Consider the following 19,972-nt stretch of genomic DNA (forward strand, 5'->3'; position numbering starts at 1 on the left):
GAAAAAACCTTTCCGGTCCTCTTCCAGATCTCACCTATTCGCGTGATTTGCCAGGAACCTTTCTTCCACTGCGCATGAACAGATCTATTGTCCAGCAACGGATTTTTCCGGGCAAACTCATCTTTGCGGATGTCATCGACCGCGCAAAACGGTTCTTCGAACTTGGTAAAATACATCTTCTAACCAACAACACTTGTTGAAACACACAAGTCCATACTGTCAGAAACCCAACTTCTTGAAAGTAAGATTGTTCACACATTGCAGCACGATCTTTAGTGAGGGTTAAGGTTCATATTGTTGAATATAAATGATTTATTTAAAATTCAGTTCGAGGGAAAATCGCCATTTGCTCAGCGTAGTAGCCCCCATTGCCGCAGATCGGGGCGACAATCATTGCAACATGAACGTATTGATCACACATCATGTATGAGCCGCGTAGAGGTCTGCTTCGAATGGGTTATACGAAGACTGCATTATTGATGGCCGCAATGACGGCCTTGTTCATAGGGTTGGGATACCTTCTGGCCGGAGCGGGCGGCATGCTGTTCGCATTGGTGCTGGCAGCAGGCATGAACCTGTTTACCTGGTGGAACTCAGACAAAATGGTCCTTCGCATGCACAACGCAAGGCCAGTTTCATCTGGTGACCATACGGGGTTGTCCCAAATGGTCGGCGTAAAAAATTCAAACCGTTTTCGCGAATCCAAATTGAGTGGCTGCGACGGCGGGGAGGTTAATAGTAAACGATCTTTCAGGAAATGATATCTGAGAAACGATACTCGTGTCGGAAGATCACAAAGCGTGAATGTCGAATGGATCGGAGAAGCCCTTGATCTGGGTCCCGCCAAATGTCTCCTGAATATCAACTCCGTCGAGCAGATCCAGGGTCTCTTGATCGACCAAAATCCGGCTTCCGGTGTTCTGGGTTTCCGCTTCCAATCGGGCTGCGAGATTTACCGCGGATCCGATACAGGTATAGGTCGCCCGGTTGTCAGTGCCGGCATAGCCCGCGACGACTTCGCCTGTGGCGATACCGATCCCGATCCTTAGACTCCGTTCTCCATCCGCGAGCCGGTCGTGATTCAGCATCTCTATCATGCTCTGCATTTCATGCCCCGCAGCTACAGCACTTTGCGCAGTGTTGTTCAGAGGTTGTGGAACACCGAAGAGAGCCATCAACCCGTCACCCAGCATCAGGCTGACAATGCCGCCATTGCTGGTCACCGCCTCGAACATCAACGTGTAAAAGGTGTTGAGTAGATCAATTGTTGCCTCGGGCGCTAGGCTTTCTGAAAGTGCTGTGAAACCGCGAATGTCGCAAAAAAGAACCGATGCGTTTGCACGTTTGCCACCGATGGCAAACCCAGACTCTTGTAGGTCTTGCGCAACCTCGGTGGTTGCGAAGCGTTCGAGAAGGCGTCTTTGTTCGTCCCGCAGTCGCTTTTTTTCAAGGCAGCTGGAGACGCGGGCGCTGAGAAGCGTCTTGTTCACCGGCTTAGGCAAGTAGTCTTCTGCGCCTAACTCGATGCAGCGCACAATATTGTCGAGCCCTTCGACAGAGGAGGTCACAATTACCGGTAATTCGCGCAGGTCGGGGTCCGCATTGATTGCCTCCAGAACCTGGAACCCGTCCATTTCCGGCATTTCGATATCGAGTAGAAGCAGGTCATAGGACTGACTCGACAACATCTCCATCGCGACGAGGCCGTTTTCCGCGACAGAGGCTTTGTGCCCCAACAATTCAACATTGCGAGACAGGAGTAGCCGATTGACTTTGTTGTCATCAACGATGAGGAGGTGGCCGGGTGTATCAGTCATTGTTCAGGGTCCGCAGGGCCGCAGCAGCTTTGGCGAAAGCGGCCTCCAGAGCTTTCGCATCTGTAAGGTCGCCAGTCGCTGGTATGTCCCCGAGCTCGATTTTTCTGGCCAACTCGGCCAGTGCAGTCGCACCAAAGGTGTTTGCATTCGACTTAATGGAATGAGCCGCGCGGCGATATCCATCAGCGTCAGACGCGTCGGCAGCCGCTTTCAATTCGGCGATCATGCCAGGGGCTTCGTCGAGGAAGGTGTTCACAAGCTCGGCGGCAAATTCGTCGCCTGTCGCGTCCTTGAGTTCAGCGAAGATATCAAGATCAATTGGACCGTTTGTCATGGATTACTTGCTTTTCCTAGGAACATTCAAAAGGGCTTCGATAAGAATAGGCAGGCGGATCGGTTTGGCGATGTAGTCGTCCATCCCGGCATCTAAACACATCTCGCGGTCGCCTTGCATGGCGTTAGCGGTCATGGCGACTATACGCGGTCGGTCTTCTCCGGGAAAATCTTGGTTTATGCAGCGTGAGGCTTCGAGCCCATCCATTTCGGGCATCTGCACGTCCATCAATACGACATCGTATGCTTGCCGGTTCACGCTTTCGACCGCCTCAGCGCCGTTGCTGGCCAGATCAGCGCGATAGCCCATCTGTTCAAGCAGGCGAAGCGCAAGTTTCTGGTTCACCAAATTATCCTCAGCCAACAGAATACGCAGAGGGTGGCGTTTTGCCATCTCTGGATCGGTCTGGGGTTTGTCTACGGGCTTGGCCGGCTTCACTGGGGTATCTTCGGTTGAAAACAACGTGACCAGAGTGTCAAAGAGATGCGACTGACGCAGCGGCTTGGTGAGGTTGGCAGCAAAGAGGCCGTCTTCGAGGTCAATGTCGCGCGGACCAAGAGAACTAAAGAGGATCAGCGGTAAGTCCGGATGCATGGTCCGAATTTTTTGGGCAAGTTCCTCGCCATCCATTTCTGGCATGTGCATGTCGAGAATGGCCAGATCGAACTTTTGAGCCTTCTCGAGTGTCGCCAGCGCATCGGACGGGGTTTCGCAGGTAGTGGTTTTAGTGCCCCATTTCTCGGTCTGGAGCGACAAGATTTTACGGTTGGTGGCGTTATCATCCACCATAAGAATGCGCTTGCCTTCAAGCTCGGACTGAATACCAACCAGATCGCGCGACGACGATTTGACTGGTTTGGAAGGTTTGGTCTGGATTGTAAACGTAAAGGTCGAACCGTGCCCCTCGCCGTCACTTCGTGCCCACATGGTGCCGCCCATGAGTTCCGCAAGACGTTTGGAAATCGCCAGACCAAGACCGGTGCCGCCATATTTGCGAGTTGTCGAGCTGTCTGCCTGACTGAAGGACTGGAACAAACGGCTCATCCCTTTTTCGCTCAGGCCAATACCAGTGTCGCGGACTTTAAAAGTCAACTCAAGCAATCCGCGTTTCTCGGTGGTTTGTTCAACAGATAAAACCACTTCCCCGCTTTCGGTAAACTTTACGGCGTTGGAAAGCAGATTCAGCAGGATCTGCCGCAACCGGGTCAGGTCAGCACTGATCGCAAGGGGCAGAGCGTCGTCAAATTCATAGGCCAGATCGAGTTGCTTTTCGGCGGCCTTGCCGCTGATCAGATCAAGCGCGCTTTCAATACATTCACGCAAATCGAACGGATGGTTCTCGATGTCCATCTGCCCGGCTTCGATTTTTGAGAAATCGAGGATTTCGTTGATTATGCCCAGTAGTGCGTCGCCACTGTCCCGGATCGTGTTGGCATAGTCGCTTTGCTCGGCATCTAACTTGGTATCCATCAAGAGCCCACTCATCCCGATAACGGCATTCATCGGTGTACGGATTTCGTGGGACATGGTGGCGAGGAACGCACTTTTTGCTTGGTTAGCAGACTCGGCCACCTCACGGGCCTTTTCGGCCTCGCGGAAAAGGCGCACGTTCTCGATGGCAATAACAGACTGATCCGCAAAAGACTCAGCCATTGCAATATCGTCGTCTGAAAACGGTATTTTTGATTTCCTGATGAAATAGAGCCCGCCCAAACACTTGTCTCCGCGCATTAACGGTATGCCAAGGAAAGCTTCAAATCCGTTTTCTTCGTGAAGCTTCTTTGCCAAGCGCGGTAAACCCTGCGACGTCAAATCGTGTACATGCATGGTTTTCCCGGACAGTAACACGGACGACAGAAAATTATCTTTCGGGTCCAGCGGGTGTCGGGTTCGTCCGAAATCACGTAAAAGGCCTTTTGGCGTCGCCAAAGCCACTTGCCACCAGAAACTGTCATCTGACAAAGCGGCGCCTGCCATGTCGCATGAAACAAGCCGTGTCGCGGAATTTACAATCGCCTCAAAAACAGGTGTGGTATCTGAAGGCGATTGGCTGATTACCCGCAATACATCAGCACTGGCAGTCTGTCGCGCTAAGGAAGCCTGAGTTTCATTGAACAGACGCACGTTTTCCAGCGCGATGATAGCCTGATCCGCGAAAGATTCGGCAATGGCTACTTCGTCATCACTGAAAGCCTTCGACGTTTTCCGAATAAAGGCGAGAGTGCCGAAACAGTCTTTCCCTCGCATCAAGGGCACCATCAAGAACGACTTGAATCCTTGTCGCTCAACGATTTCCGTGTCCCGCGGAGATAGTTCATCAAAGCGCGATTCATCCAATTGCAGCGTCTTGCCGCTCTGGATGACGCGGGATGGCAGGTTGTCGTCGGGATCAATTGGCAGGCGCTCAGTCCAAGTGATTTCCTCTAAACCATCCGGAGTTGCGGCCGCCACTTGCCAGTATTCAGTTTTGTTAGCCTGCATAGCAATCGACAAGTCGCAATCGATGAGAGCTGTAGCCAGTCCGACAATCTTCTCAAAAACCGGTTTAGTATCTGTTGGGGATTCCGAGATCACTCTGAGGACATCCGCACTTGCCGTTTGGCGAGAGAGTGCGACTTGCGTATCGTTGAACAATTGAGAGTTTTGAATCGCTATGATCGCCTGCGAGGCAAAGGTCTCCATCTGCTTGATTTGCTTGTCCTCAAAGGCGGCTTTGTTTCGGCTGCCCATACTGATGACACCAATCGTGTCACCGTCGCGTATCAAAGGTACAGAAAGAACCGACCTGTATCCTTGCAAGTTGGACCTAAGGACTGGATCATAGTTAGGGTCCGCTCGAGTATCCTCAACGTAATCGGCGCGCCCATATAAAAGCGCCCGGGCGGTTGCCGAAGTTTCCCCCGGCTCAAATGGGTGCGACTCGAGGAATTTGGCAAAACTCTCTGTGATATTGTGCCCGGCAAAGAAATGAAATTTTCCGTCCTCGGGTTTCTTAAGCGCCACAAAAGCATCCTGTAGGCGGCAGATGCGCGACGAAACGGCCACCAACGCTTCCAAAACCGGCTCTAAAGCGTCAGGGGAACGGGAAATCACCTCGAGCACTTCGGATGTCGCCTTCTGATACCCCAATGCCTCTTCAACTTCTGCAGTTCGGGCCTGCACTTCTTTGAACAGTCGCGTATTGTTGATGGCGATCACGGCCTGGGACGCGAAGGTTTCGAGTAGGCTGACTTGTTTGTCGCTAAACGCAGCTGCCTGCCGATGCGCCATAACAATAACGCCAACGGTTACGCCATTGCTGACCAAAGGGACACCAAGAGTGGTAAGATAGTCCCCGATCTCAGCCGCCTTTTTCCAAGTGTAAGACGGGTCTCCACGAGTGTCTTTAATATAGACTGTCTTGCCATGCAGGGCTGTGCGCCCGATGCAAGAACCTTCCTCGGGCGCGATAGGGTTGTCGGACAGGAATTTGAGAAAAGCATCACTGACATTGTGAGACATGGCCACGCGGTATAGGCCATCGTCAGCATCCTTCATTGCAAAGAACGCGTATTCCGGTGAACAGATACGCGACGAGACCTCCAGGATGGCGTCCAATACCGGTGGAAGATCGTTCGGTGAGCGCGAGATGACGTCGAGCACTTCAGACGTCGCCGTCTGATACTTCAACGCCTCCTCGACTTCAGCAGTGCGTTCCTGAGTTTCCCGGAATAGCCGTGCGTTCTCGATGGCGATACTGGCTTGATTGGCAAAACCCTGAACGAGCTCGACGCTGTTTTGTTGCGGCGGTCCGGCCTCGGCCCAACCGACAATTATGACGCCCCAAATCCGCGCCTCAGCCCGGATCGGTACGGCCATCAAGCGCCGATACCCAGCCTTTCGGGCAAGCTCTGGACTGAAATACTCGGGTCCCCGCGCATCTGCTAGATGCTGAACTTCGCCGCTTTCCACGACCAATGGAGCCAGATGACCCTTTGAAGCTTCCAAGGGATAATCCGAAGTCAGTGCCTTCAAAGTAGCCTGCGGAAACCCGTATTGTGCGCAGAAATGATAGAGATTGCCGTCAAAGCGCTCGAGGACGCAGAACTGCGCTCCACAAAGCTCAGCGGATTTTTGCACGACAAGGTCAAACACAGGCTGGATGTCGGACGATGCTTCGTTGATGAGGTGCAAGATTTCAGCACTGGCACGTTCGCGCACCAATGCCTCTTCGACCTCGGCCGTGCGCGCCCGAACTTGCTCAAAAAGCCGAGTGTTATTGATAGCAATCAACGCTTGGGAGGCGAACGTTTCCAAGAGCGCGATCTGTTTTGAATTGAATGGTGCAACTTTGTCGTGGCAGAGCACGACCACACCGACCACAACCTTATCCTTGACCAATGGGACACCCAGAAGCGAGCGATACTTGCCAATACGTGCGGCTTCCTTCCAGGCGTATTCGTTAGCTTCAGTGTCCTCGTAGTAGACTGTTTCTCCTCGTGCAGCTGTTTGGCCAATGCCGCTCCCATGACCTGCCGGCACTGGGTGTGCCTTCATGAACTTCATGAAATCACTGTCAAAGTCGAGCATGATGTCAGTATGGTAAAGGTTGTCTTGGGGATTCAGAATCGAGATTGCCGCATATTTTGGCTCGCAAATCCGGCTGGCGACTCTCAGTATCTCCGTCAGCACCGGCTCCAGCTCATTCGGAGATCGCGAAATCACCGACAATACGTCTGACGTGGCGGTCTGATACTCCAGCGCCTGCGTGACTTCTTCTGTCCGCTCCTCCAACTCGTGGAAAAGGTTTGCGTTGGTAATCGCGATAACCGCCTGATCCGCAAAAGTTTCCAGCAGTTTGATCTGTTTGGCGGAAAAACCCGAGACCATTGGCGCCCCAAGAGAGATAACGCCTACGACTTCGCCGTTTTTGACAAGCGGAAGTCCAAGCAATGATTTGTAATCACCCACGCCGCTTTCTTCCAACCAGGTGTAGGTGTCATCCGCTTCGACATCTTCGACATAGCTTGTGCGTTTCGACAAGATTGCACGCCCGCTTACACCGTTCTCCGCTGGCGAAATCGGGTGAGCTTTGACGTACTCTGCAAAGGCCGTGTCTTGTGTGAGCGTCGAGTGCACATGAAAAAGCCCATCGTCCGGGTCGAGCATTGCGACATAGGCATCCTGCAATTCGCAGATGCGCGACGCTTCTTTAAGAATGGCGTCCAGAACAGGCGACAGTTGATTGGGAGACGCTGAGATCACACGCAGCACTTCGGATGTTGAAGTCTGATACTCCAAGGCTTGCGTGACTTCCGCGGTACGGTCCTGCACCTCTCGGAACTGGCGTACGTTATCCATTGCGATCACGGCTTGGGCCGCAAAGGTTTGGACCAGAGCGACATCATCATCCGAAAATGGCGAAACTTCACGGCGATAGAGAACGATCACCCCAAGACCCTTGTAGTCTTTCATCAACGGCACCGCAAGGACCGAGCGAGCCCCTTCGACTTCAACCATCTGAACCCGTTTTGGATCGCGATCCTGATAATAAAGCGGATCATCTGCAATATCGTCTTGCCGGATGACCTGGCCATCGAACATAGGGCGGATTGCAACGAGTTCCGTGCGGGTCAAGGGCTCCACGAACCCCTTCAGGGCCTCATCAAAATCCGTTCGCGCACCGATATTGGCCGGAATTGTTGCAAGGCCACGTTCGTGATCGGCGACACACAGAAAGGCCAGTGGGGCTTTGCACAAACGGCTGGCATTTTTGAGTATGCTATTGAAGACAGGGCTATCGTCATCGCGACTGCGGCTGATGACTTCGAGGATTTCGCGCGACGCTTCTTCCCGTTCAAGTCGTTCCTGAACTTCACGAAACTGGCGCGTGTTTTCGATGGCAATGACTGCATGTTTGGCGAATTCTTCAATCAACTGCACGTCAGGGTCAGCAAATGGCCGGACCTCACGGCGGCTGACCGCGATGGCACCGATAGCCTGATCTCCTTGCATCAGGGGGACTGTAACGCGTGACCGAATGCCTTCGATCTCAACCATCATGGCAGCTGTAGGATGGCCCGAGCGATAAAAATCCGTGTCGGTCAAATCATCGATGCGACCAACCTTGCCTGTTCGTATCGCAGTGGCTATGGGAATCGATTCATCCAACTGCCACTCGTCTCCAACATCAAATTCGGTTCTCTGATGCCCCCAATTCGCCGCCAACCGCCCGTGGGTCCCTGCAGCGTTGATCAAAATAAGTACCGCCTGATCTGCATCACATACCCTGGTGGCCTGCTGAAGCACTGAATCAAAGACGCGCGCATCGTCATCACGGCTTTGGCTAATGACCGTCAGAATTTCCTGCGTTGCCGTCTGACGCTCCAATTGCGTGTGCAGCTCATTCAATTGTCGTGTGTTGTCCAAGGCGATCACGGCCTGGGCGGCAAAGCCCTCAACCAGAGAAATCTCGTCGTCTGTAAAGGCCCGAACCTCACGTCGGTAAATCCCGATAACGCCCACGGGCGTACCATCTGCCGACATTAATGGGACCGTCAGAAATGACCGGACACCTTCTTCGTCTACAAGTTGACGGCGCCATGGGTCGCCCTTGATATACTGGTCAGTCAGGCGCAAATCGACATTGTGAACAACGCGCGCCTCGCGCACGGACTCCGCAATCTGGAGATGTGAGTCCAGTGACCAACGATCTACGCCAACCTCGTAGGTCGCCAACTGATCACCAAAATGGGCCGCATATTCAAGGTGGGTTCCAGCCTCATTCAAAAGGCTCAATGTGGCGACATCTGTTTCGCAAAGCCGAGCGGTGTTTTCCAGGATCGTCTGGAACACCGGCGTCTCATCTTCTCGTGATTGGCTAATTGTCTCAAGAACTTCACGCGAGGCGCCTTCGCGTGCCAGGCGGATTTGCAATTCGCGGAATTGGCGAACGTTCTCAATGGCGATTACCGCTTGGGCGGCAAAGGTTTCGACGAGCTTAACCTGATCGTCGGTATAGGGCCGCACCTCGTCTCGCGCCAACATCAAGCATCCGATTGCACCGCCGTCCACCTTTAGAGGAACAAACAGATTGCTGCGGCACCCATGCTTGTCGACAATCAACTTGAACCGTTCATCGCCGGATTTGTGGAAATCAGTGTCTCCCATATCCACAACGCGTTTGGTCTCGCCGCTGAGGATTGTTTCAGTCACCAGAGAATTGCCCGGCTCCATCGTGTATTTACCGTCGCGCCAGAGCTGCTGAATGTCAGGGTGCAGGTTAACACTGGCCACGAGCCGCTGAAGAGCGTCGCCTTCCTGTCCAAGAACCAAGCCAGCAAAAACAGCGTCGCAAAGGTCTTTGGCAAGCGCGACAATCAGATCGCAAACCGGCTGTACGTCGTCCTTGGTCACAGAGATCGCCTGCATCACGCGAGCGGTGGCTTCAAACCGCGCCTGTTGATCAGCTGCGCTTAACTCCGAACTTGGCGCAGATGATGGCGCAGGACTTATAGGGGTCCCTGATGCCTTTTTGTCGCCCAACTGCGCCCAAACTCCCACGTCAATTCTGACTAACAACTGCCCGGAGTTTAGAGAGCATGTAATAGAAGTCACTGGAATTCTTTACGGATGATGCCCCTTGCATTCATGCACATGCGAGCACGGCCCACTAAGCTCGGATCATCCAGCAGGTCAGCGCGATGAATCAACAGTATAGTGTCAAGGCGCTGAAGGGCCTTATAGGCCTTACTGCTCTGGCCCTCCATACGCGCTTCGAAATCCTCAGGATGTTCGACCTCTGAGGTGCTCCACCGAAGGTTTAGTCAGCAGAACTTGTGTTGAAGCGGGCAGGGTGCCCTCGTAGCCTTCGCGCAAGATTAAGCAATCGCTATTCAAGTACTTCAAAACCAGTCCAGAGGTCATTCGTCTGGCGGTCATGCTGTACGTTCATTTCCCACTTTAGAGACGTGGAAGACCTATTGCATGAGCGTGGTATTGAGGTGAGCAACGAAACCATCCGCTATTTGTGAAACAGGATTGGCCCGATGTTTGCTGCTGAGATCAGACGGAAGCGTGTCTAGCAACTGCGCGCGTTCTCCCAATAGAAGTGGCACGTGGAAGAGGTTTTTGTGAAGGTGAATGGCAAGCGGCATTGTCTTTGGCGGGCTGTTGATCACGAAGGCGAGGTACTGGAAGCGATTGTCACCAAACGTCGAAACAAGCATGCGGCATTGAAATTCCTCAAGAAATTTATGAAGCGACACGGTAAAGCGGAAAACGTCGTCACGGATCGCTTCGCATCGTATCGGGCCGCTCTCAGAGAGCTTGGTGCAACCGAAAGACAGCAGACGAGCAGGTGGCTCAACGACCGCGTTGAGATCTCCCACCTGCCATTCCGACGAAGAGAACGCGCCATTCAACGTTTCAGGCGCATGCGAAGTTTGCGGAAATTCGCCTCCGTCCATTCCTCTGTCTACAACCAATTCAACCAGGAGAGATCTCTAACTAGCTGAGACACTTTCAAACTGACACGCTCCGGCGCTCTTTCCGAGTGGCGCGATCTTTGTGCCAAATAAAGGTCAGCTATGCTGGACTAGCTGAGACTGGTTCGAATTTGTCTAACAGCACCGCCATAAATATATGGCAAATCCGACCACCCTTTGACCACGCAAGAAACCGTCGATTTTGCGGTTTCCCAGAAAGTTTCTCACGTTCATGTTCAGTTCTTGTTCTGGTCCCGCTTAACCGGGCCTGCTTCGCGAGTCGCTTTTGACTGGCACTCTTCGAGTATTTTTGGACCATGGCCAGGCTTTTGTGACCTGTGATGGCCGAAATTTGGTGGTCAGTTCATCCCGCCTCTGCCAGTTCGCTTGCTGCGCTATATCGCAAGCCGTGAAGGCTGTAAGCGTCGAGGCCCAGCTTTTTGCGTTGCACGATCGTGGCCTTCTGAATTTGGTCGTAGTTCAGTTTACGACCATGTTAGTCGCAAAGGATGTAACGCAGGCTATTGGTCCGCAAAGTCCCGGAGTGTGAGAGTTCAGCCAGCGCAATGCTTTGCCAGTACAGCGAATGGCCGGTTTGTAGAAGTTTCACTGCGGCGTATGACGTCAACGTCAACGGCCAGAATGGGCCGGTATTCATCCAAGTGAAATGCGCCTGACCTCCGAATGTTGTACCGCCCACAAACGCCTGGGCCAGTTCAGTCATCCATCGGTGCTTGAGCAGGACAAAAATTGCGCATTTGACAACATGTATTTGCGACCCACATGCTGAAACGTGAAAATCGAGGTGGAACGACCAAAGGTAATTTCATGTTTAGATCATCAACCCGACGTGAAGCAGAAAGTTTGTTAAGCGGACTTGCTCTTGGATTTTCTGCCGACCCATTCATGCGTTGGCTGTATCCTGAACCTGCCGATTTCCTTACCCACTTCCCGCGAGTAATGGACTTCTTTGGCGGGCGTGCATTTGAAAAGGGTAGCGCGTTTCAAAACGATGATTTCACTGCTGGCGCACTTTGGCTTCGGCCAAGCATTCACCCTGACGAAGAACGGCTTGTCGCCTGTTTTGAGCAGACGGTCTCACCAGAAAAGCATGATGCGTTGTTCGAAACCTTCGGGCAGATGGACAATTATCATCCCGATGAAGACTGCTGGCATTTAGCTTTTATTGCGGTCGATCCAATTCGCCAAGGAAAAGGGTTGGGGTCCGCGTTGCTTGAATGCTGCCTTGAACGTTGTGACGAAGATGGAAGACCTGCTTACTTGGAGTCGACAAACCCTACAAATCTATCGCTGTATAGGCGCTATGGTTTCCAAGAGATGGGTCTAATAAAAGCCGACCAAGCCCCACCCCTGTTTCCGATGTTTCGAGCCGCCCAATAGAGAGAGATCAAACGGCTGCATTGTCCGCGATCTGTGAGTTTGACAGGCTTCCTATCTCGCCGCTGCAACGAATGGCGGCAAAGAGGGCTGCGACCGCAGCAATTCGGTTGGCTGCTGGATGTTGGCTGTGGCCCGGAACGTTAACTTAACTTGCCATAAAGACCCTGACAGCCTTATTGGGCCTGAAAACTCACACTTAGGATTAGAAGTCCCGGGATGGACGGCCAAAAAATGCTGTGATCCTATGCTGACGCAGTTTATGAGCAATTAATGCGGTCAACTTCGCTTATTGTCATCTTTTTAGCAGCCATTGCAGCGAGCATTGGCCTTAATCTGGTGTCATACCAATACTTCCTTTCGGAGGAGCTTTCGAAAGCGCAGGGCCGACTTTCTCTCTATCAAAGTTCGGTTAACAGCGAACTCGAACGGTTTTCCCACTTCACATATGTGCTTTCACAAGACTCCTATGTCATTGGAACGGCCGAAGGTGACGGCACGGGAATATTAAACCGACGGCTCGAAGATTTTGCGGCGCGGGCGGGACTGGATGCGATCTACCTGATGGACGAGGACGGGATCACGATTTCCGCATCGAACTACCGCGACACTGAGAGCTTTGTTGGCCAGAACTACGCATTCCGCCCGTATTTCCAAACTGCCATTTCCGGTGAACAAGGCCGCTTCTATGCCATTGGGGCAACGACTGGCTTGCCGGGCTACTTCATTTCCAACGCGGTGCTTGACGATCACGGAGCTTCAACTGGAGTCATAGCTATCAAGATCGACTTCTCGGACCTTCAGGACAGTTGGAAAAATTCGGGCGAACAGGTTTTGTTGGCCAATGAGGACGGTGTTGTTCTTCTGTCCTCTAACTCTGATTGGCAATACCGCGTGCTGTCGCCATTGTCGGAACAGCAACAAGAACGGATTCAAAACGCAAGACAATTTCCGGGGCAAGACTTAGATCCATTGGATTGGGCTGAGTTGCCGGGGGATCGGGCCAGAATTGCGGGGACGAAGCGGTTGCATCTTGCAGCAGCAAACTTACCGCATGGGTGGTCGCTTCACTATTTCGCAAGCGATGATCGGGCCGTCGCGCGAAGCTGGCTTGTGACCGCGCTTTTTGTCCTTTTGGCAGGGCTCGCATTCACTTTTTTTCAGGTACAACGTGCACGACGTGTAAGCGCGGCCTTGGCGCGGTCTGAACAAGAGGAATCGATGTTGCGCGAAGCGAATGAACGGCTCGCGATCGAAGTCGAAGACCGCAAGTCAGCCGAACGGCGCCTCAAACGCACCCAAGGCGAATTGGAGCGCGCAAGTAGACTGGCGGCCCTTGGACAACTCTCGGCGTCAGTAACACATGAACTGGGCCAACCAATCGCCGCCATGCGCAATCATTTGGTTGCGGCAGAGATCGGATCTCCGGTTGAAACCAAGCTATCGCGAAAAATCGGAAGCTTGGTTGACAGGATGGAAGGGATTACACGCCAATTGCGGTTCTTCGCGCGCTCAGAGAGCGAGGCTTTCGCCGACGTAAACCTGTGCGCTTCAGTTAATGCCGCGTTGGCTCTGGTTGCGCCAAACATCGAGCAGTGTAAGGTGAAAATCTCAGTTGATGCGCCGACCGGTCCGGTTTTTATCCGGGGCAGTGCACTGCGGATCGAACAAGTCATCACTAATCTTTTGCGCAATGCCATAGATGCTACGGATGAAGCGGATGCGCCTGAAATCCATACCGCTGTCACGGCTTCTGATGATGAGGTCGTGTTGGAAATTCAGGACAACGGTCACGGGTTGGGCGAGGCAACGCTGGCTGAGTTGCAAGAGCCATTTGTAACCACAAGAGAGAGCGGGCGAGGCATGGGCTTAGGACTGGCCATTTCCACCAGCATTGTCAAAGATCACGATGGCACAATGACGGCCCGAAATCGTGAGGGCGGCGGATCGGTATTCCGTGTCACCTTTCCGACGGCCTCAATTACTGAAGAAACGGACGAATGACCCAGCAGCAACCCTTCAAAGTTCTGGTCGTTGACGATGACAAATCGATGCGACAATCTCTTGTCGAGTTGCTCGAAGCCGCTGGCTGGACTGTCAGCGCCTTGCCGCGTGCGACCCAGGTGACGGAACATCTGGCCAAAGCATCAGCCGATGTCATTTTGTCCGATGTACGTATGCCCGGCATGTCGGGCCTTGAATTGCTGGCCAGCCTGGATAGGCATGTGGCGCCTCCAGTAGTTTTAATTTCGGCACATGGTGACATCCCGATGGCGGTTCAGGCCATACAGGACGGGGCGTATGGGTTTATCGAAAAGCCATATGAACCAAGGCGATTGCTTACGGTGCTGAGGCACGCGGCTGAACAAAACCGAATGCGAAAAAGCAATGCCCGCCTCAAAGACCGGCTGTTCAAACTGTCAGGCCTTGACCGCATCCTGCTGGGACAAACAGACGCCATTACAGACTTGCGACAAGATGTACTTGATCTTGCTGATACTTCGGTTGCGGTTTTGTTGCAGGGGGATACCGGCACCGGGAAAGAGCTGGTTGCCCATGCTTTACATGATTTGGGTCGCTCGCCGGAGGCACCGTTTCTGGCGTTGAATTGCGCCGCATTGTCTGCCGATACGTTTGAAGCGGAAATGTTCGGCGTCGCGGGTGAATCCGACGGAAGGCTTGTGGCGGCATCGGGCGGAACCTTGTTTCTGGACGAAATCTGCTCGTGCCCACCAGCGGCGCAAGCCAAGCTACTAAGGGTCATCGAAGATCAGCAGGTGCTGCCGGTGGGGGCTGTGTCGCCGGTGCCAGTAAGCTTCAGGGTCGTGTCAGCAACCAACGAAGACGTTGTACTGGCAGCCGAGGAAGGCCGCCTGCGTCAGGACCTTTTGTTTCGATTGAATACTGTTGTCTTATCCTTACATCCACTACGACAAAGACGGGATGATCTGGTTCTGTTGGCAACGCATTTCTTGAGCGAATACGCGCAGGTTTACGAGATAGACGCGCCAGAACTCGATCAGGACGATTTGGCCGCTCTGCTTGCACATGATTGGCCCGGCAATGTGCGTGAATTGCGCCATGTCTGCGAACGGTGCGTTTTGGCGGCTCGACGCGGAGGAGGGTCGGTGGCACAGGCTATACACAGCGATCAGCACTTCGACGAAGTGCCAGATACGCTGCGCGAAGCGGTTGCTGCTTTTGAGCGCGAGCTCATCGGCAAAGCCATCAAAGCGCACAAAGGCCGAATGGATGCCGCCGCCGAAGCGCTTGGGATCGGCCGCCGGACACTCAACGAAAAGATCGTCAAACTTGGTCTCGATAAAGAGGCGCTGTTGTAGGAGAAATCACTCTGCGGATATCCGCAGGGACTCCGAAACTTCACGCGCATTTTCCTTCATAGGCAGGCTGCTGCGCATCCTGAATACTCTGCCCAAACACATTGCGTGATCTGGGAGGAGCCATTATGCGCAAACATCTTAACCGGGCGGCCATCGCCGCCCTGTCGCTGACCGTTGCATCCGAAGCACTAGCTGTCGAATGGAACGTTTCCTTGTGGGGCAAGCGTCGTGCCTTTACCGAACACGTCGAGAAACTCGCCGAACTGGTGAACGAAAAGACGGGCGGCGAGTTCACGCTCAACATCAGCTATGGCGGCTTGTCGAAGAACAAAGAAAATCTCGATGGGATTTCGATTGGTGCGTTTGAAATGGCCCAGTTCTGCGCTGGCTACCACCGCGACAAGAACCCCTCGATCACCGTTCTGGAACTGCCGTTTCTGGGCGTGACATCGCTGGAACAGGAAATTGACCTGTCGAGGGCTGTCTATCAACACCCGGCAGTTGTCGAGGATTTGGCACGCTGGGACGCGACTCTGCTGATGCCGTCGCCGCTACCGCAGTACAACCTTGTTGGCGTCGGTGACGCGCCGAAATCCTTAACCGATTTCGAAGGTCTGAGTGTGCGCGCCACCGGCGGCATCGGTAAAGCGATGGAGACGGTTGGAGCAGTTCCGACCTCGATGTCTGCGTCCGAAGTGCGTCAGGCCATGGATAGCGGCATCGTCAAAGCTGTCAGCTTTGCACCACACGCACATATGTCCTTCGGCACCATTGAAAATGGCACGTGGTGGACGACGAACCTCAACCCCGGCACCGTCAACTGCCCAGTCGTGGTGAACACGCTGGCGCTGGAAGACTTATCTGACGAACACCGCGAAGCTCTGCTGGGATCGGTGGAGGAGGCATTGGATCACTATGTGAGCCACTACCAGACCAAAACGATGGAAGCGTGGGGTCCTGAGCTGGATCAACGCGGCATCGAACGGGTCACTTTCAGCGATGAAGAAGTCGCGGCGTTTAAAGAAGCCGCTGCCGCCCCCGCGGCCGAGGCCTGGATTGCAGAAAACACCGAGCGTGGCCTGCCAGCACAAGAGCTTTATGACCTTGTGACTGGGAAGATCGCAAACGGCAGCTAATCCACTCACAACCCGGCGTCGGCCAAGCTGGCGTCGGGTGCCCTTTCCCCTGACAGCGGAGTACAACGATGGCCGGGTCATCCCAGGTGCTGTCTGACGACAGCCGTCTCAGCATTCTCGATCAACATCTCTACAAACTGGAGAGCTTTCTGGCCTTGATCAGCGGTCTTGCAGTCTTTTCGCTGATGGTAATGGCCGTAGTCTCCGTTGGTGGTCGGAACTTCGCCAATGCGCCACTTCCCGGTTACGTGGACTGGATCGAGCAGGCCATGCCGTTGATCGCCTTCATGGGGATTTCCTATGCGCAGCGTGATGGCGGTCATATCCGAATGGACATGGTTGTTGGAGCGCTTAGAGGCCGGACGCTCTATATCGTTGAGTTCGTCACAACCGCTGCCATTCTGGCTCTGATCGTCTTGCTGATCTGGGGGAGCTGGGCGCACTTCGCACGCAGCTTTGACTTTGGTGCTCCACTCTGGAGCCGTGACAGCTCTATCGACATAGGTATCCCGCTGTGGCCCGCGAAGCTGTTAGCCCCCGTTGCCTTTAGCGTGCTTTGCCTAAGGCTTGCTTTACAGCTCTGGGCCTACGGTCGCGCGATCCGGCACCCCGATCAGGCACCTATTGCCGTCCCGCTAATAGCCGATGCAGCCACTCAAGCTGCAATGGAAGCCGAGCACGTCTCGGGCCACGACAACTGAGGTTAAGTCTGATGGAACCCATTGATATTGGTCTGATTGTCTCGGGCGGTATGCTTGTTCTTGTGGTGTTGGGGATGCGCGTGGCCTTTGCGGCCGCGACAGCAGGCATGGTTGGTCTAATTTGGATCTTCTGGGCCAAGTTTGGTTATGATCCGGCGCGGTTCGGCAAGGCTGTGACTGTGGCCGTCAAAACAGCGGGGCAGGTGCCGCACTCCAAGATTTCAAGCCAGGCGTTGAGCCTTATCCCGACCTTCATCCTGATTGGTTACCTCGCCTATTACGCGGGCCTGACCAAGGCACTATTCGAAGCCGCGAAGCGTTGGCTGGCATGGGTCCCGGGCGGGCTGGCGGTTTCGACCGTTTTCGCAACCGCTGGATTTGCAGCGGTATCCGGGGCCTCGGTCGCCACATCCGCTGTGTTCGCCCGTATCGCCATCCCCGAGATGCTAAGGATCGGCTACGACAAGCGTTTTGCTGCAGGTGTCGTGGCTGCAGGCGGTACGCTTGCCTCGCTCATTCCGCCTTCGGCCATTCTGGTCATCTACGCGATTATTGTCGAGCAGGACGTGGGCAAACTGCTGTTGGCCGGGTTCATCCCGGGTATGTTCTCGGCGGTAATTTATGGCTTGCTGATCATCGGCATGGCTGTTGTGATCAAAGACTTTGGTCCCGCGGTCTCAGGCTTTACATGGAAAGAGCGTTTCATGTCTCTTCCGCCCGCACTGCCGATCTTGTTTGTCGTCGTTACCATCATCTTCTTTGTCTACAACCCATTCGGAGGCGATGCTTGGGGCACGCCAACCGAGGGTGGCGCAATCGGTGCCTTCGTTGTCTTTCTGATGGCGCTATATCAGGGCATGCGCTGGTCCGAACTTAAAGACGCGTTGCTGGAGACGGCCAAGCTTAGCGTCATGATCTTTACCATCATCTGGGGCGTGTTAGTTTACGTCCGGTTCTTGGGTTTTGCTGAGCTGCCCATCGCGTTCTCCGACTGGATCGTCTCGCTCGAGATGTCGCCAATGCTGATCCTGATTTGCATCCTTCTGGCTTATGCCGTTCTGGGCATGTTCATGGATGCGATCGGAATGTTGTTGCTGACGTTGCCGGTTGTTTATCCCGCGGTCATGGCTCTGAACGGTGGCGAGGCCGTAAGTGCGGCCGACAGTACCTTCGGGATGTCCGGCCCGATGTGTGCAATCTGGTTCGGTATTCTGGTCGTAAAAATGGCGGAGTTCTGTCTAATTACGCCACCGATCGGATTGAACTGCTTTGTCGTCGCCGGCGTGCGCGATGACCTAAGCGTCCAAGATGTTTTCAAAGGGGTAACACCCTTCTTTCTGGCGGATGCAGCGACGATCGCAATGCTCGTTGCCTTCCCGGCGATCGTTCTTTGGTTGCCTGGACAGGTTTGAACGTTATGGGAATTGCTACAGGTCGAAACACGCTTGTTTTTGAAATCTAATGAACGTTCGAACATCATGACATAAGATAAAAATCTCGCGAGACTTTTCAAATACGGCGACTGAGTCGCATGCGAACAGTCAATTTGAGTTGCCCTTTGGCTTTCGGAGTTTTGATCCGACGAAGCATGAATTGTCTGCGAATTTGAAAATGCAGATATTGGGCTAACGCGCAGCGAGGTTTCGACTTGTTGTACATTGAGTAAGTTTGGCCAGCCTCAAGTTTTGCTCCCGCAGCGAACGGCAGGTTCGACGGGGCGCAGCGCAGCGACGATGTGATCAGTTGAAAGGCAACAATTAGCTGTCCCCACGTCAGTTTTTGTGGGGCAGGGGGCTTTGCCGCAACGGCACCGAAGTCAGCATCGAGCCCTTTTTACTGAATGCTGCATGAGGTAATCGCTGACTAGACCAGATTAGTTTGCCGACGGAGGAGTTGCAGGCACAGTTTCCATGGTAGCTTCCACCGCTTCTGGCCAGCCGAAATCCGTTGTCCCATCCGGCAATCCCAAAATGCGGTCGAGCGTGAGAAACTGCATGTCGATTGCCGCCTGCAATTTCTCTGCGGCGTGATCGGCTGTGTCAGATCCCCGTACTTCAATCGCGCGCAACAGGGCGAGATCAATGAAGTTGCTTAGGAACAAAATGAGTTCTGCGGCGGTATCGACATCCGCAACGGTAAACGTGCCCTCATCACAGCCTTTCTGAATAATCCTGATCAGGACGGGCATGGCGCCAGTTCTGACCCTGCGCTTGAAGTGTTCAAGCAGAACTATGTTTTTGTCCTGATTCATGACCCGGAAAAATTCGACCTGACCTGGGTAGTCATGTTCGCGTAAGTAGTTAGCCCGCAGGTGGGTAAAGCTGTGCAACAGGTCAAGCGCAGAGGACATCTCATCAGAGGCAACAACAGCCATTTGCGAAGTTACACCCTCTGCCATTCCGTCCAATACACCGAACAACAACTCGTCTTTAGATTTGAAGTGATGATAAAATCCGCCCTTCGAGACGCTCGCCATATCCAGCACATCTTGTATGGTGGTATCCTCGAAGCCTTTGGAAAAGAACAACATCTGCGCGCATCCCAGCAGCTGAGCACGCCGTTCTTCGGGCGGCATGTTCTTTCGCGTCGTAGATTTCATACACTTTCCCCTTGAAAACCGACCGGCGGTCTGTAAATACAGACCCGTGGTCGGTTTGTACCTCAACTCGCCTGGCAGAGCAATGCAATTCGCCTGCCAACCCTAGTTTAACGATGCGTTTACGCAGCCTAATTCCGCAAGCGATAGTGCTTTGTGGACCCGGTTGAGTTGCGCTCACTAT

The 19,972-nt window shown here is 53.6% G+C and carries 12 protein-coding genes and 2 pseudogenes; 9 read left to right on the plus strand and 5 right to left on the minus strand.

What is annotated here, in order from left to right:
- Positions 1 to 200: hypothetical protein (locus AC2FIO_RS20910; protein ID WP_496699825.1), on the plus strand; the 200-nt coding region annotated here is incomplete at its 5' end.
- Between the two features lie 252 nt (positions 201 to 452).
- A pseudogene (locus AC2FIO_RS20915) lies at positions 453 to 668 on the plus strand (protease HtpX); the annotation flags it as partial.
- A 123-nt stretch (positions 669 to 791) separates the two neighbouring features.
- Here the strand turns inward: AC2FIO_RS20915 and AC2FIO_RS20920 are convergent.
- Genes AC2FIO_RS20920 through AC2FIO_RS20930 form a run of 3 tightly spaced genes read right to left on the minus strand, consistent with a single transcriptional unit; the run spans position 792 to position 9,561 of the window.
- The gene (locus tag AC2FIO_RS20920) at positions 792 to 1,817 is read right to left on the minus strand and encodes an adenylate/guanylate cyclase domain-containing protein (RefSeq protein ID WP_472723425.1); all 1,026 of its coding nucleotides are present in this window, start codon (positions 1,815 to 1,817) and stop codon (positions 792 to 794) included.
- Entirely contained in the window at positions 1,810 to 2,151 is a 342-nt protein-coding gene (locus AC2FIO_RS20925) for an Hpt domain-containing protein (protein WP_109310482.1), read from the minus strand. The genes AC2FIO_RS20920 and AC2FIO_RS20925 overlap by 8 nt, the downstream gene beginning before the upstream one ends.
- A gap of 3 nt (positions 2,152 to 2,154) precedes the next feature.
- Positions 2,155 to 9,561, minus strand: a complete 7,407-nt coding sequence (locus tag AC2FIO_RS20930) for a GAF domain-containing protein (protein WP_496699826.1) — start codon at positions 9,559 to 9,561, stop codon at positions 2,155 to 2,157.
- A 448-nt stretch (positions 9,562 to 10,009) separates the two neighbouring features.
- Between AC2FIO_RS20930 and AC2FIO_RS20935 the strand changes: the two are divergent.
- A pseudogene (locus tag AC2FIO_RS20935) lies at positions 10,010 to 10,643 on the plus strand (IS6 family transposase); the annotation flags it as partial.
- A gap of 469 nt (positions 10,644 to 11,112) precedes the next feature.
- On the opposite strand, the gene AC2FIO_RS20940 reads toward AC2FIO_RS20935, so the two are convergent.
- The gene (locus tag AC2FIO_RS20940; RefSeq protein ID WP_496699827.1) at positions 11,113 to 11,340 is read right to left on the minus strand and encodes a hypothetical protein; all 228 of its coding nucleotides are present in this window, start codon (positions 11,338 to 11,340) and stop codon (positions 11,113 to 11,115) included.
- 59 nt (positions 11,341 to 11,399) lie between these two features.
- Between AC2FIO_RS20940 and AC2FIO_RS20945 the strand changes: the two genes are divergently transcribed.
- The 6 genes from AC2FIO_RS20945 to AC2FIO_RS20970 all read left to right on the plus strand — a co-directional run bounded on the left by AC2FIO_RS20945 (position 11,400) and on the right by AC2FIO_RS20970 (position 18,604).
- Positions 11,400 to 12,017: a GNAT family N-acetyltransferase gene (locus AC2FIO_RS20945; protein ID WP_496699828.1), complete on the plus strand. Its 618-nt coding sequence runs from the start codon at positions 11,400 to 11,402 to the stop codon at positions 12,015 to 12,017.
- A gap of 270 nt (positions 12,018 to 12,287) precedes the next feature.
- The gene (locus AC2FIO_RS20950) at positions 12,288 to 14,018 is read left to right on the plus strand and encodes a sensor histidine kinase (RefSeq protein WP_496699829.1); all 1,731 of its coding nucleotides are present in this window, start codon (positions 12,288 to 12,290) and stop codon (positions 14,016 to 14,018) included.
- Complete coding sequence (locus AC2FIO_RS20955) at positions 14,015 to 15,355, plus strand: sigma-54-dependent transcriptional regulator (RefSeq protein WP_496699830.1); 1,341 nt, start codon at positions 14,015 to 14,017, stop codon at positions 15,353 to 15,355. The genes AC2FIO_RS20950 and AC2FIO_RS20955 overlap by 4 nt, the downstream gene beginning before the upstream one ends.
- Before the next feature lie 125 nt (positions 15,356 to 15,480).
- Positions 15,481 to 16,491, plus strand: coding sequence for a TRAP transporter substrate-binding protein DctP (dctP, locus tag AC2FIO_RS20960; RefSeq protein ID WP_496699831.1), 1,011 nt, complete (start codon positions 15,481 to 15,483; stop codon positions 16,489 to 16,491).
- 68 nt (positions 16,492 to 16,559) lie between these two features.
- The gene (locus tag AC2FIO_RS20965; RefSeq protein ID WP_496699832.1) at positions 16,560 to 17,192 is read left to right on the plus strand and encodes a TRAP transporter small permease subunit; all 633 of its coding nucleotides are present in this window, start codon (positions 16,560 to 16,562) and stop codon (positions 17,190 to 17,192) included.
- An 11-nt stretch (positions 17,193 to 17,203) separates the two neighbouring features.
- Positions 17,204 to 18,604 carry a TRAP transporter large permease gene (locus AC2FIO_RS20970; protein WP_282168687.1) on the plus strand — a complete coding sequence of 467 codons (1,401 nt, stop codon included), beginning with the start codon at positions 17,204 to 17,206 and terminating at the stop codon, positions 18,602 to 18,604.
- 461 nt (positions 18,605 to 19,065) lie between these two features.
- Here the strand turns inward: AC2FIO_RS20970 and AC2FIO_RS20975 are convergent, their stop codons facing one another.
- Positions 19,066 to 19,791 (minus strand): TetR/AcrR family transcriptional regulator, encoded by a 726-nt coding sequence (locus AC2FIO_RS20975; protein ID WP_496699833.1) that lies wholly within the window; start codon positions 19,789 to 19,791, stop codon positions 19,066 to 19,068.
- Positions 19,792 to 19,972 lie beyond the last annotated feature (181 nt).

Source organism: Ruegeria sp. CDSB086, assembly GCF_059611065.1.

Bases quoted from the DNA above. Each gene is read 5' to 3' on its own strand.
- AC2FIO_RS20950 (WP_496699829.1), top strand. From the start codon at position 12,288: ATGCGGTCAACTTCGCTTATTGTCATCTTTTTAGCAGCCATTGCAGCG.
- AC2FIO_RS20965 (WP_496699832.1), top strand. From the start codon at position 16,560: ATGGCCGGGTCATCCCAGGTGCTGTCTGACGACAGCCGTCTCAGCATT.
- AC2FIO_RS20940 (WP_496699827.1), bottom strand. From the start codon at position 11,340: ATGACTGAACTGGCCCAGGCGTTTGTGGGCGGTACAACATTCGGAGGT.
- AC2FIO_RS20930 (WP_496699826.1), bottom strand. From the start codon at position 9,561: ATGCAGGCGATCTCTGTGACCAAGGACGACGTACAGCCGGTTTGCGAT.
- AC2FIO_RS20970 (WP_282168687.1), top strand. From the start codon at position 17,204: ATGGAACCCATTGATATTGGTCTGATTGTCTCGGGCGGTATGCTTGTT.
- AC2FIO_RS20920 (WP_472723425.1), bottom strand. From the start codon at position 1,817: ATGACTGATACACCCGGCCACCTCCTCATCGTTGATGACAACAAAGTC.
- AC2FIO_RS20925 (WP_109310482.1), bottom strand. From the start codon at position 2,151: ATGACAAACGGTCCAATTGATCTTGATATCTTCGCTGAACTCAAGGAC.
- dctP (WP_496699831.1), top strand. From the start codon at position 15,481: ATGCGCAAACATCTTAACCGGGCGGCCATCGCCGCCCTGTCGCTGACC.
- AC2FIO_RS20945 (WP_496699828.1), top strand. From the start codon at position 11,400: ATGCTGAAACGTGAAAATCGAGGTGGAACGACCAAAGGTAATTTCATG.
- AC2FIO_RS20955 (WP_496699830.1), top strand. From the start codon at position 14,015: ATGACCCAGCAGCAACCCTTCAAAGTTCTGGTCGTTGACGATGACAAA.
- AC2FIO_RS20975 (WP_496699833.1), bottom strand. From the start codon at position 19,791: ATGAAATCTACGACGCGAAAGAACATGCCGCCCGAAGAACGGCGTGCT.